10 protein-coding genes are annotated in these 13,201 nt (G+C 41.5%); 7 read left to right on the forward strand and 3 right to left on the reverse strand.

Annotation, left to right across the window (positions count from 1 at the left end):
• The first annotated feature begins 59 nt into the window (after window positions 1–59).
• Window positions 60–2,294 carry a glycoside hydrolase gene (locus tag LC605_RS09615; protein ID WP_229547330.1) on the forward strand — a complete coding sequence of 745 codons (2,235 nt, stop codon included), beginning with the start codon at window positions 60–62 and terminating at the stop codon, window positions 2,292–2,294.
• A gap of 515 nt (window positions 2,295–2,809) precedes the next feature.
• A complete protein-coding gene (locus LC605_RS09620) occupies window positions 2,810–3,871 on the forward strand; it encodes a serine/threonine-protein kinase (RefSeq protein WP_229547331.1) in 1,062 nt (353 codons plus the stop codon).
• On the opposite strand, the gene LC605_RS09625 is transcribed toward LC605_RS09620, so the two are convergent.
• A complete protein-coding gene (locus LC605_RS09625) occupies window positions 3,863–5,068 on the reverse strand; it encodes a transposase (protein ID WP_229547332.1) in 1,206 nt (401 codons plus the stop codon). The two genes, LC605_RS09620 and LC605_RS09625, sit on opposite strands and share 9 nt — an antisense overlap.
• Before the next feature lie 845 nt (window positions 5,069–5,913).
• On the opposite strand from LC605_RS09625, the gene LC605_RS09630 reads away from it, so the two are divergent.
• Window positions 5,914–7,992, forward strand: coding sequence for a serine/threonine-protein kinase (locus LC605_RS09630; RefSeq protein WP_229547333.1), 2,079 nt, complete (start codon window positions 5,914–5,916; stop codon window positions 7,990–7,992).
• Window positions 7,993–8,543: 551 nt separating this feature from the next.
• On the opposite strand, the gene LC605_RS09635 is transcribed toward LC605_RS09630, so the two are convergent.
• On the reverse strand, window positions 8,544–9,896 hold the full coding sequence (locus LC605_RS09635; RefSeq protein ID WP_229547334.1) for a peptidase: 1,353 nt from the start codon (window positions 9,894–9,896) through the stop codon (window positions 8,544–8,546).
• 517 nt (window positions 9,897–10,413) lie between these two features.
• Between LC605_RS09635 and LC605_RS09640 the strand changes: the two genes are divergently transcribed.
• The gene (locus LC605_RS09640; RefSeq protein WP_229547335.1) at window positions 10,414–11,025 is read left to right on the forward strand and encodes a hypothetical protein; all 612 of its coding nucleotides are present in this window, start codon (window positions 10,414–10,416) and stop codon (window positions 11,023–11,025) included.
• A 179-nt stretch (window positions 11,026–11,204) separates the two neighbouring features.
• On the opposite strand, the gene LC605_RS09645 is transcribed toward LC605_RS09640, so the two are convergent.
• Window positions 11,205–11,573, reverse strand: a complete 369-nt coding sequence (locus LC605_RS09645) for a Dethiobiotin synthetase (RefSeq protein WP_229547336.1) — start codon at window positions 11,571–11,573, stop codon at window positions 11,205–11,207.
• Window positions 11,574–11,886: 313 nt separating this feature from the next.
• Between LC605_RS09645 and LC605_RS09650 the strand changes: the two genes are divergently transcribed.
• From LC605_RS09650 to psaC, 3 genes are all read left to right on the forward strand, one after another.
• A complete protein-coding gene (locus LC605_RS09650) occupies window positions 11,887–12,123 on the forward strand; it encodes a hypothetical protein (RefSeq protein ID WP_229547337.1) in 237 nt (78 codons plus the stop codon).
• Between the two features lie 110 nt (window positions 12,124–12,233).
• A complete protein-coding gene (locus LC605_RS32880) occupies window positions 12,234–12,368 on the forward strand; it encodes a hypothetical protein (protein ID WP_267868484.1) in 135 nt (44 codons plus the stop codon).
• 278 nt (window positions 12,369–12,646) lie between these two features.
• Complete coding sequence (gene psaC / locus LC605_RS09655) at window positions 12,647–12,892, forward strand: photosystem I iron-sulfur center protein PsaC (protein ID WP_015175986.1); 246 nt, start codon at window positions 12,647–12,649, stop codon at window positions 12,890–12,892.
• The last annotated feature ends 309 nt before the right edge of the window (window positions 12,893–13,201 follow it).

Below are 13,201 nucleotides of genomic sequence, written 5' to 3' on the forward strand. Positions count from 1 at the left end.
GAAGTTAGGAGTTGATTCAAAACTCATAACTCCTAACTCTGAACTCCTAACTATTTTCTATGTCCCATCCTCTCTATATTGCTTTTATTTGGCATCAACATCAGCCTCTGTACAAATCTCCTGGTAGCAGCGCTTCAGGATCTCCGAGTCAGCAGTACCGTCTACCTTGGGTACGTTTACATGGCACTAAAGATTATTTAGATTTGGTATTGCTCTTAGAGCGGTATCCTAAGTTACATCAAACGGTAAATTTAGTCCCATCGCTGATATTGCAGCTCGAAGATTATATTGCTGGAACTGCTTTTGACCCTTACCTTACAGCCAGCTTGACACCAGATGAACAACTCACCCAGCAACAGCGCGAATTTATTATCCAACACTTTTTTGATGCCAATCACCACACCCTGATTGATCCTCATCCCCGCTATGGCGAGTTATATCACCAAAGGCAGGAAAAAGGGCAAGCTTGGTGTTTAGCAAATTGGGAATTGCCAGATTATGGTGATTTGTTAGCTTGGCACAATCTGGCTTGGATCGATCCCCTGTTTTGGGATGACCCGGAAATTGCTGCTTGGTTAAAACAGGGTCGAAATTTTTCTTTAAGCGATCGCCAGCGCATTTATTCCAAACAGCGAGAAATTCTCAGCCGCATTATCCCCCAACATCGCAAAATGCAGGAGGCGGGGCAGCTAGAAGTTACCACCACGCCTTACACTCACCCAATTTTGCCCTTGCTAGCTGATACTAACTCCGGTCGGGTAGCTGTGCCCAATATGACACTACCTCAGCAGCGCTTTCAGTGGGCAGAAGATATCCCCCGCCACTTGCGGAAAGCTTGGAACTTTTATAAAGACCGCTTTGGACAGATTCCTCGTGGTTTGTGGCCTTCGGAACAGTCCGTAAGTCCGGCGGTGCTTCCACATATTATTAACCAAGGATTTACGTGGATATGCTCAGATGAAGCTGTCTTAGGGTGGACGCTGAAACACTTTTTTCATCGAGATGGAGCCGGGAATGTAGAGCAACCAGAACTGCTATACCGACCCTATCGCCTAGAAACCCCAGAAGGTGACTTGTCAATTGTGTTTCGTGACCACAGATTATCAGATTTGATTGGCTTTACTTATAGCGCAATGCCAGCAAAACAGGCAGCAGCAGACTTAGTGGGACATTTGCAAGCGATCGCTAAAATGCAAAGAGAGAGTCAAAGTGAACAACCTTGGCTAGTTACCATCGCCTTGGATGGGGAGAATTGCTGGGAATTTTATCCCCAAGACGGCAAACCCTTCCTAGAAGCTTTATATCAAAGCTTGAGCGACGAACCCCACCTCAAACTCGTCACTGTCTCCGAATTTTTGGCAGAATTTCCAGCCACAGCCACCATCCCCGCAGGACAACTACATAGTGGCTCTTGGGTGGATGGCAGTTTCACCACTTGGATCGGCGATCCTGCCAAAAATCGTGCTTGGGATTACTTGACACAAGCAAGGGAAATGCTCGCAAGTCATCCGGAAGCGACGGAGGAAAACAACCCTGAAGCCTGGGAAGCACTGTATGCCGCAGAGGGTTCCGACTGGTTTTGGTGGTTTGGTGCAGGACACTCCTCAAATCAAGATGCCATCTTTGATCGGTTATTTCGAGAACACTTATTTGGCATTTACAAAGCATTAAATGAACCTGTACCGCCCGATCTCAAGCAACCAGTAGAAATCCATGAAGCACAGGGAAGCCATACCCCACAAGGGTTTATTCATCCCGTCATTGATGGTAAGGGTGATGAGCAAGATTGGGACAAAGCTGGACGCATAGAAATCGGCGGGGCGCGAGGGACAATGCACAATAGCAGTGTCATTCAGCGACTTTGGTATGGGGTGGATCACCTTAATTTCTATTTGCGACTGGACTTTAAAAGTGGCGCAGCACCAGGGCGAGATTTGCCAACAGAGTTGAATTTACTGTGGTTCTATCCAGAAAAAACAATGGTCAATAGCCCAGTTCCCTTGGCAGATGTACCAGACGCAGCCCCACTTAATTACCTATTCCACCATCTTCTCGAAGTTAACTTGCTGACGCAATCAATTCAGTTTCGAGAAGCTGGAGACAATTATCAATGGCATCCCCGTTTCAGTCGCGCTCAAGTAGCAATAAATAGTTGTTTAGAGTTAGCAGTACCGTGGGCAGATTTGCAAGTTCCGCCAGATTATCCCCTGCGCCTGATTTTGGTGCTTGCAGATGAAGGGCGTTTTTCCAACTATTTGCCAGAAAATGCTTTGATTCCGATTGAGGTGCCTTAGTACAACATTTCATTAATTCGTAGCGAATTCTCTTTGCGTTCCTACCCTGCGGGAAGGCGAAGCGCCTATGCGCTTCCCTTTGCGCCCCTACCCTGCGGGAAGGCGAGGCGCCTATGCGTTTAAATTTCAACCCTCAATTGGCCACGATTTTACGCAAAGCTGTACTTAGAACTCAATATCTTTGGTGTACTTAGCTAAAACCGACATATTATTTTTAGTTTGTAGTGAGGACTTTAGTCCTCTTTCATCAGGGCTGTTCGCGGAGCGTTCCCGTAGGGTAGCCCTTACTACAAACTAAAAGCTTTTATTTTTTGTGACACTTGCGTAAGTCCTATATTTGGCAAATCCACGTTTCAATTATTTTGTCAATACGTAAGTTGTACAAAATTTATTTTTATTTTTTGAATTTTTAATAGGAGAGTAATGATGATTTGGCAAAGATACCGTAATATTACGGTTGCCAATGAATATTTTTCGTAAGATTAAAAACATCTCCGAGTATATATTCTAGACAAATGAATCCCTTTCATCAGAAAATAACCAATTCTCAACAGAGCATTTCACCGCAAACTCAACTTGGTCGGATGTCTGGTTCCAAAGAGCTATTTCGCGATCGCTTTGAAATACTGCAAATTTTAGGTAGAGGTGGTTTTGGCATCACGTTTTTAGCCAAAGATGTCGTATTACCTGGGAATCTCCTGTGTGTGATTAAACAGCTTTGTCCAAAAGTGACTACTCCCCAAAGTTGGCAAAAGGCGTGTACGCGCTTTCAAAAAGAAGCAAGAACTTTAGGTCAACTCGGTACTCATTCCCAAATTCCCATGCTATTAGACTACTTTCAGGCGAATGGGGAGTTTTTTTTAATTCAAGAATATGTGCCGGGTTTGACTTTGGCACGAGAAATGCGGCAAACTGGCCCCAAAAGTGAAGCCTCAGTTAAACAGTTATTACAGGAATTATTACCTGTATTACAGTATCTTCATAAACATCATGTGATTCATCGGGATATTAAGCCCCAGAATTTATTGCGCTGTGATGATGACGGACGGGTAGTGTTGATTGATTTTGGTGCGGTGAAAGAGCAATTAGTTGACGTTTGTGAAAACTCAATCAATCAAGCTGCAAACACTATTTTTGTTGGAACTAGGGGATTTGCACCACCAGAACAGTTTTGTCTACGTCCAGTTTATGCCAGTGATATTTATGCACTGGGTGTAACTTGTATTTGTATGTTGACTGCTAAAAGTCCTTTAGAATTTGACTATGACCCAAAGACTGGTGAAATCTGCTGGCAAAAAGAGGTAAATGTTAGCGACAGTTTCGCCAATATTTTGGGAAAAATGGTGAAAATTAGTTTAAACGAGCGGTTTAAGACTGCCGATGAAGTCATTAAAGCTTTAGACAATGAAAGCTATTTGCCTACTTTGACTAACTGTCTAACTACTCAAAAATTAAATAAAAAAAGTGCTACAAAACATGAAAATACTCCCGAAACTCCGGAAATATATTTACCACCTGTAGTCAGAACTGCTATTGCCATTCGTAAATGGAGAGGAAGAGTGAACTACCTACACTGACGCTTCGCGTACAGTGTAGGCTTCCTGTCCAACAGAAAGCGTAGTAGTAGATTTCTTGCGTCCTCTATTACTGCGACTTACATCTGGGCGACAGGCTTTATCCCCCGTTCCAGAGGTCAAAATCCGTAGACCTTCATCTCGAAGGTTAATACTGGCATTGATATCCCGATCATGCTTAGTTTTGCAATGCTCACAAGTCCAGGTTCTTACATCTAGTGGTAAGCTACTGACTTGATTCAAGCATAGGTGGCAGGTTTTTGAACTAGGGAAAAATCTATCTACTTCTTGGTAAATCTTCCCTGACATCTCTGCCTTGTATTTAAGCATTGTGCAAAACATCCCCCAACCAACCTGTTGAATAGATTTGGCTAGGCAGTGATTTTGCATCATGCCTTTAACATTAAGATTTTCAACCACAATCACTTGGTTTTCGTTAACTATCCTACGCGATAGCTTGTGCAGAAAATCTTCACGGCAATTAGTAATTTTTCTGTGAACCCTAGCAACTTTATTTCTAGATTTAATGCGGTTATTAGAACCTTTTTTCTTCCTAGATAATTGTTGCTGTTTCAGCAACAGATTTTTTTCGTGTTTGTTGAGTATTCTCGGATTGTCAAATTTCGACCCATCACTAGTAATAGCGAAGTGAGTTAGTCCCAAATCAATACCTATTGCTTTACCATCTGTAGAGCAATAAGGTTTATCTTTACCATCATCAAAGAGAATGGCGGCGAAGTATTGGTTAGAACAGTTTTTAGATATAGTTACAGTCTTAACTTTTCCTTCAATCGGTCTATGAATTATTGCTGACACATCCCCGATTTTTGGGAAGGTTAAGTAATTGTCAGCAATCCTGACATTTTGAGGATACTGTATTGACTGCTTATTATGCTTTGACTTGAAGTTTGGATATTTTGCTCTTTTTTCAAAGAAGTTATTAAAAGCCACTCCCAGATTTAAACACACTTGTTGTAAACACTGTGAGTAAGTTAAAGCCAACCAATCATGCTCTTTTTTAAGTTGCGGGATTAGCTTTTTAACTTCATATCCAGATAGCCCCTTGCCTGTTTCTTTGTAAGTCTGATTCATCAAGCTCAGACAATAATTCCAAAGCCAACGACAACAGCCAAAAGCTTGTGCTAGTGACTGCTGTTGAATGACATCTGGATATAGTCTGACTTTGACGACCTTTAGCATCTTAGAGTGAAATAAATTTGCTATAAAATAACATAACACATCGTGCAGCGTCTCGTAGAGAAGATTTGTTCGTTTCCTCCATGTCCTCTTCCCTAATTTCGCTTACGCTCAATATCGGTCAGAGAACTGTCGTCAACTCACGCGCAATTCATCTCACACTCCTATCAAAGGTGAGATGTGAGGCTTCTTGCTGTTTCAGCTAAAACAAACGAGATCCTAAAGTTACAGCAGTTTTCAGGTATTTAGACCGCAAAATGAGGGAGATATGAGTGGTGTGGTTCAATTACTTGAAAAGCGCTGTAAGTTTAAGCGTAATTAAGCTAAAGTATCAAATTAACAATTAATGATGGGTGATTTAAATATCAAAAATAAATTTAGTACGCATTTTGACTACATATTCTAGCCAGTAATGATTGATTAAAGAGGGTTTATCTTTAATACTTAGTCTTTTGTCACTTGCCAAGATACAAGCAAAATTACTAGGGCTGACACATCAAAAAAAATTTCTATTCAGATTATTATATAATCGAGAGAATAATTAATCTTATGGCTCTCGTAGTTTTCCACAGACAAGGAAGACTGACTAAGTAAGTCGGCGCAATTAAAGATAACTGGTGATGGCTGTCATTCGTCCTTGGTAAGGGTTTCAAGCCTGTTTACGTTTCGTCACATAGTTTGATTTATTTTCACCGACTTACTTACTATTTACAAACGCTAACTATTTAAGTAATTCCCCAATCCCCAGCACAGGGTTTTCTACCACAAGTAAACGAGAGTCAATTTTCTTAAGGGAAAGTTCGGGGCAAACTTAGGCTAAGTTGTCATGCAGTCGCGCCTGTCAGATCATGATCTGCTGCTTAAATCCCGATTGCTCAAATCCCCTGAATCCCAATGGAAAGAAGTTTTGTCAAAGTTGTAGCACCCCATTGGTGTCACTTTTAAGAAATCGCTTCCGTGTCATCCGAGTCCTTTCAGATGAGGGGGGATTTGGCAGAACCTATCTATCAGAAGATGTAGATAAACTTAATGAACGCTGTGTTATCAAGCAATTAGCTCCAAAATTCCAAGGAACTTGGTCGCAAAAAAAGGCGATGGAGTTGTTTGCCGAAGAAGCGCAACGATTACAAGACCTTGGGGAACATCCTCAAATTCCGACTCTGCTAGCTTACTTTGAGCAAGACGGCTGCCTATATTTAGTGCAGCAGTTTATCAATGGAGAGAATTTGTTAAAGGAGTTGGAACAGCGCAAGGCTTATAAAGCTAGGGAAATTCAAGCTATTTTGCTAGATTTACTGCCCATTCTGAAATTTATCCACGATCGCAAAGTCATTCATCGAGATATCAAGCCAGAAAATATTATCCGCCATAAAAGTGATGGGCGATTAAGCCTAATTGATTTTGGCTCCTCAAAGCAATTCACCGCAAAAGTTCAGCAGAAATCTGGCACATCCATTGGTTCGCATGGTTATTCACCCCTAGAACAGATTAGAGATGGGAAAGCTTTCCCCGCCAGTGACTTGTTCGGTTTGGGGGCTACCTGCTTTCATCTGCTAACAGGAAATTCCCCCTTTCAGTTGTGGATGGAATCTGGGTACGCTTGGGTGAGTAATTGGCGAGAATATTTGCGGACTCCATTAAATCCTGAGTTGGATTTTGTCATCGACAAGCTTTTGAAAAAAGACATCCATGAACGTTACCAGTCAGCCGATGAAGTCCTCAGAGACTTGACTCCAAAACAATTGCTTGCACTGCCACCAGCCGGAAAGTCATCGGGGAAAATACCACCAACCAAAGCCCCATATTTACCAAAAAGTTATCCCTTACTGAGAATTTTAATCTTGGTAAGTGCTTTGATTATGTTATTCGGCTTTGGAGAATCCTGGTATAAACATTTTCGTCGAATTCAGGCTACTTTGGCTTCGAGGCTAAGTCAGCACAATAGCCCTGGCAAAGATGAGGCGCTTTTAGATCAACCACTAAAGCTTACCTTGAATAAGGTTTCCTTATCTAATACCCTTCAAGGATACCAAAACTCAGTTTTATCCGTCGCCATCAGCCCCGATGGCAAAATCATTGCCAGCAGTGGCAACGATGTCTACGAGGGGCTACGCCTACGCACAATCAAACTTTGGAATCTGGCAACCGGAAAACAAATCTCTTCACTCAACGGGCATTCTCAGCAGGTAAATGTGGTGGTGATCAGCCCAGATGGCAAAACCCTGGTTAGCGCTAGTAATGACAACACCATCAAAATCTGGAATCTGGCAACGCGAAAACTAATTCGCACCTTGGAGGGGCATTCTGACTCAGTTCATGCCCTAGGCATCAGTGCTGATAGCGAGACTTTAGTTAGTGGTAGTGATGACAACACGATCAAAATCTGGAATCTGGCAACAGGAGAGCAAATTCGGACACTGGTAGGGCATACATTCTGGGTGCGGTCAGTAGCCATGAGCCAGGATGATGTGATTCTTGCCAGTGGCAGTTTTGATAAGACGATCAAAATTTGGAATCTAACAAAGGGATACCTAATCCGCACACTAGAAGGCAATTCTCAAACAGTAACAACCCTAGCTATCAGCCCAGATGGTAAAACTTTAGCCAGTGCTAGCCGCGATGTCTACGACGGGCTACGCCTAGGCACCATCAAACTTTGGCATCTGCCTACGGGAAAACAAATTCGTACTCTAGCGGGACATAGCAACACTGTTATATCCGTAGCCTTCAGTGCCGATGGGAAAATTCTTGTTAGTGGTAGCCGCGATCGCACTATCAAACTCTGGAATCCGGCCACAGGAGAGGAAATTCTCACATTAAAAGGGCACACCAACACTGTAACATCTGTAACTTTCAGTCTTGATGGTAAAACCCTAGTGAGCGGTAGTGAAGACAACACTATTAAGATTTGGCGGTTGTCTCAGTAAGTAAAAATTATACTAAATTACGTAGAGGCGTACAATTATGTGCCCCTAGAGTAATCTAAGTAATCAACCGGACATGATATAGGAATCATATTTGATTTCTGAAAAAATCTAAATATTTGTAGGGTGTGTTAGGCGTAAGCCGTAACGCACCAAAAGCTTGAGATGGTGGGTGCGTTACGCTTCGCTAACACACCGCCAGTTCGCTCAAGTCGGGAAACCCGCCCAAACGACTGGCTCCCCTACGTATATTTCAAAAATCAAATACTAGTACTATATCAGGTGAAGATGTGTTAACCGGATTTGTATTAGATTTAGACCCAATTTTTGCATAAAATCTAATACCAATTTCAGAGGATGTTTGAAAAGTATTAGGCGAATATAATTCGCTACTACACTAGCGTTGTCCACCAAGGTGGACTAACGAAAAATTAAGGTTTTGTTTGTGTAGCCGCACCTGTGCCAGGGCTAGTAATAAATTAGACTTTTCAAACATCCTCTAAGATACCCTCAACCAACGGCAACAATGCGGTGGTTTCAAGTAACCTGAATGATCAGAAGATTGTCAATCTGTATTTACCGCGATCCTGTGGATTTTTGGAAGTAACAACTATATAGTAAGTATCATCTTCAGGCAACCTAGCTCTGTCAATTAAAGCACTGTAAACCCCATCCTTGTCTTTGTGTTGATCTATAGCGATCGTCTGTCCTTGAGAATTTAGTAAAGCTACGTAAGGAGAAAATTCTTCATCAACACTATCTACACGAATACTTATAAGCTGATTTTTTTTCCCTTGAAAATTAGAAACATTGTAAGCGCCTCCATTTTGTTTCAGGGTTGAGCTTTTGGCAGTTAGTTGACCTGCTTCATCTAAAGTATAGCTAGCTCTGTCATTCCTGAGAGCCAAACTATAGCGACCTGTATCTCCAGGATCTTGGCTAGTAACTGCAATTTTGTAAGTGCCGTTGACAGGTAGTCGCGCAAAAATGAATGCATCATCACCACCACTGCTTTTATCCAAAGCGCTTTTTTTGACGATAATATTATTATCAGGATCGTGCAAAAACAACAAGGGTTTTAAACTCAAGTTATTTGATCTGCGTGTATCATTACTTCCAATCAGCCTAATTTGGACTAATTGATTTTCTCTACCTTCAAACTCATAGAAATGAAAATATCTACCTTGAGATTGAAAGTCACGCTTACTCAAAATACCCAATGTAACATCTACAAAGTTAACTTCTTTGAAAGTAGGTGTCACAGACGTAGAAACCTGTGAATTGTCGATATTTTGGTTGCCACCTCTACCTGAATTATAATTCGAGTTGCGACCTCTCTCTGAATTTGAAGACACAGAGTTTGAGTTAGAATTTCTACGTCTAGATGGTCTAGAAGTAGAACCATCATTAGAATTATTGCTTGCTTGATTAGAATTTCTACGTCTAGATGGTCTAGAAGTAGAAACATCATTAGAATTATTGCTTGCTTGATTAGAATTTCTACGTCTAGATGGTCGAGAAGTAGAACCATCATTAGAATTATTACTTGCTTGATTAGAATTTCTACGTCTAGATGGTCGAGAAGTAGAACCATCATTGGAACTATTGCTTGCTTGATTAGAATTACTGACCTTAGAAGATATAGGAGTCTGTATTGGAGACTCAATAGATGTCTTCCGTCTTGGAGATGCCGACGCTTGAGAAGCAGGAATTTGCTCAATTGCTTTTTTTACTGCTTCTGGTTGTCTTTCATCTGGTGATTTAGCAATTATGAAGCCCTGAGAATTTTGAGGTTTTACCAAAGCACTGATAGGCAGCACATTACTTGTGATCAACAAACTACTACTCAAGCAACAAATTAAAATGCGACTTAATTGACGACGAGATTTGTTGTTTTCTACTAGCATAATTACGCTCCTAATTTTGCTGATGATTTTGTATTGAAAAGATAGGGGAATTTTAAGTCGAAAAATTTCTATTCCAATTTATGCTACTAGCAAGCCAAGCTGTACTATAGGAATCGTATTCGATTTCTGAAAAAATCTCGGTAGTCATGTATGGTGCGTTAGCAGAGCGTAACGCATCATTGCAAGCGTGTGGTGCGTTACTACGTGTATTTCAAAAAATCAAATACTAGTCCTATAGCAATATATCAATTTTGTAGGTATATACTGAGCTACAAGTTGGAATTGCTGCTTTTCGGATTTTTAGCGAAATATTTTTGTGAAACTGAGCCAGATTCTGCCGGACTACTAAATGAGAATGCAAACATAATGCATATCTTGAATTGACGTCAAGGACACAAAGGAACAAGACAGAGAGTTTTTGCGTAAGTCCTACCATTGAAATAATCTTGTTGAAAAACGGGAAGACTATGGTTACTCCCTAATGGGGAAATTTCCATAAAAAGTCCTGAACAGCAAAATGCTCAAAAAATCTCTGCTTAACTTTTTAAGTTTGCCTGTTTCTCTAGTGTCCTGGCTTTGCGTAGGAATGCTTTTTGATTCCCAAGCTAATGCTTTACCAGGGCAAACTACAGAGGAAGTAGGCACATGGATTAAAGCACATCCAACACTCCGCCCCAGGAATGGGGAGCAATTATTTGTGCAAAAGACTGATACAGCTGCCCAAAGATTTACTTTTCAAGCTTCGGTATTGCCTCCCGGTAGAGTAGAGTTTTCCAAAGACCGAGGCAGAATTCGGACTGAGCGCATTGCGATGTATGACGCTATTAACGGCATGACATTTGCGCGTCTCCAGGAATCCTTACGGGTGATTTATGGCTTGGAGATTTATCAAGACTACGATCGCGCCCAAGTCGTATACCAGTATCCCAACCAAAAGGTAGTTAATTCGGCGCGTCTTGCCAAAACTCCGATTCGGGAAGCCTTAAAGGGAGAATTACGAGTAGGCGATCGCTATGCCTATTGGGTGGAAATTGCTCAACCCAATACTGGTAAAGCTTTTACCGGTCAAATGACGATTTTGCTCAAAACTGACCTAGACAAGTTAGAAAGTGAACTGCAAATTCGTTAATGGGCATGGGACATGAGGCATTAAGGGACTTCCAATTTAAAAAATACCCCACAAAATTGAATAATTTATTTATTGGAAGTCCCTAATCATTCTCTCCTACTTCCTCATCCCCCAGTTGGTGAGCGAAGTCGAACCACATCCCCCTCATCTTCTCGTTTAAAAATGACTGAATCGGTGTTCTACAACTTCCCCAATCCTACAGGAGCTAAGATTTGCCATGTACCTGAAAAGATACTTTCAGATGCTAAGGAAATTCGTAGCAAATCTTCTTTCAGTAGTGGCGGCCAATCAACGCCGGCTTTCCGCCCTGCGCCAAATAGCTGTTGAGCCTTAATACTTAACTGATAAAGGGCTAAAGCTAGTTCTCGGTCTAGGCTCTTTGCATCTTTGAGAGCTTCAAACACCACTTTTAATGCTAATAAAATCGAAGTGATCTGACCGGGTACCGGCGGTTTCCCCTGTTTCATACGCGTTAACAGCGCATCTGGGTTTTCCTCGGTTGTGATTGTCTGATCTATGAGGAGTTTCCGAGCTGTTTCGTAATTCATGTAGTCAGTTTAGCGTAGATTCTCCTTCAGCAGGAACACTTAATTAAAAAGTCATAGAACTGACTTCTGGTTATTTATAGCAATCTCATTTAATTTGTGAAAAAATAGGCGTGGGAAAAATAATGGGGAATTTGTGATGCTCTAGGTTAACCAGATATAGGAATCCGATTTGATTAGTGAATCACTCGTAGAGAAAGAGAACAGGAAAAAGCAATGAAGGCGTACTGAGTTTTTTTCACGCAATCAAGTAGGAGTCCTATAGACTGAATAGAATATCTTTGAAAAATATGCACTGCTTGGAATCAGAAGGAAAATGATCTCACCAAATTTACTAGAAATTGAGCGCTCCGTCCTTGCCTTGTCTATGGAAGAACAACTCTGGCTGTTAGAAAGTATTGCACGACAAATCCGAGAAAGGGAGTATGTAAAAGATAAATTGGCTGATGCCAACAATTCAGAAGAACAAATGGAAGTAATGGTTAGGGAGCCAAAGATTTCAAGAGGAATTGCTGTTATGACTGATGAATTTGCAATTTCTGAAATACTCTGACATTTAGGAGTAAAAATGATGAGCTTGCCAGACTTACAAAGTAAAATATACAAGTTATCGGTGAGCGATCGCCTAACTGCTTTCTGCCAATCATCGCCCAAAAAATAGCTGTGATCGCAGTCTCTAAATTGATTATTTACATGGCCAAAGCAGTGTTAATCCGTAATAAAAATCGGATTGTACGTCACTTAGATAGCCAAGGTTTCTCTGTTTACACGGAGAAGTGGCGATCGCAAAATCAGTAGATCGGCGCAATGAAAGCTAATTGTTGATTGATTTTTGTTTCATTTATCTTTACGACTCAACCCCATTATGGTATGTAACTGGGGTAAATGCGCTCCTATGATGTTGCTGATTAATAAGTCAATAGGGACAATCTCGCAAAAACAAATATCTTGGGTGCTTATTACATTGTTTGAAGTTATGTAGCCTTTTGATTACGGCCTATCAAGCACTGCGGTAGACTATGCGTTGATTATGATTCTTTCGCAGAGAAGAACACTCGAAAGGAGCCGTTTATTCAATGTCTCATTCCGTAAAAATCTACGATACCTGCATTGGCTGCACCCAATGCGTCCGTGCTTGCCCTACTGATGTACTGGAGATGGTTCCTTGGGATGGCTGTAAAGCCGCTCAAATTGCCTCTTCACCCCGTACAGAAGACTGCGTGGGCTGTAAGCGTTGCGAAACTGCTTGTCCCACCGACTTTTTGAGCATCCGGGTTTACCTGGGCGCTGAAACAACTCGCAGTATGGGTCTAGCCTACTAAAAAGCTCGTGCCGAGTTACCGTTAGCCCTTGGCGTCTCACCTTCTCCCTGAGTGCTGAGTACTGAGATAAAAAAAGTAAATCAAAAAAACAATTTTTTGATTCTTCACTCAGAATGGGCTAAACGCCCCGCTACCGCTAACGGAACTCGGCACTAAAAATTTTTAACTAAGTTTGGGGGTTAATAGTTCCAAATCGCATAGTCAAATATAGTCAGACTTATGCAACGTCGGCTTTAAGCAACCCTACTTTCAGCATGGACACGCTTGAATAGTGGAGTTATCCGCCTTGGATGTACTACCAGACATCCC

This window comes from Nostoc sp. CHAB 5836 (genome assembly GCF_020829445.1).
In the GTDB taxonomy this organism is placed as follows: domain Bacteria; phylum Cyanobacteriota; class Cyanobacteriia; order Cyanobacteriales; family Nostocaceae; genus Nostoc.

Excerpts from the sequence above, each read along its gene's own strand:
- LC605_RS09615 (WP_229547330.1), top strand. The coding sequence starts at position 60 with ATGTCCCATCCTCTCTATATTGCTTTTATTTGGCATCAACATCAGCCT.
- LC605_RS09620 (WP_229547331.1), top strand. The coding sequence starts at position 2,810 with ATGAATCCCTTTCATCAGAAAATAACCAATTCTCAACAGAGCATTTCA.
- LC605_RS09625 (WP_229547332.1), bottom strand. The coding sequence starts at position 5,068 with ATGCTAAAGGTCGTCAAAGTCAGACTATATCCAGATGTCATTCAACAG.
- LC605_RS09630 (WP_229547333.1), top strand. The coding sequence starts at position 5,914 with ATGATCTGCTGCTTAAATCCCGATTGCTCAAATCCCCTGAATCCCAAT.
- LC605_RS09635 (WP_229547334.1), bottom strand. The coding sequence starts at position 9,896 with ATGCTAGTAGAAAACAACAAATCTCGTCGTCAATTAAGTCGCATTTTA.
- LC605_RS09640 (WP_229547335.1), top strand. The coding sequence starts at position 10,414 with ATGCTCAAAAAATCTCTGCTTAACTTTTTAAGTTTGCCTGTTTCTCTA.
- LC605_RS09645 (WP_229547336.1), bottom strand. The coding sequence starts at position 11,573 with ATGAATTACGAAACAGCTCGGAAACTCCTCATAGATCAGACAATCACA.
- LC605_RS09650 (WP_229547337.1), top strand. The coding sequence starts at position 11,887 with ATGATCTCACCAAATTTACTAGAAATTGAGCGCTCCGTCCTTGCCTTG.
- psaC (WP_015175986.1), top strand. The coding sequence starts at position 12,647 with ATGTCTCATTCCGTAAAAATCTACGATACCTGCATTGGCTGCACCCAA.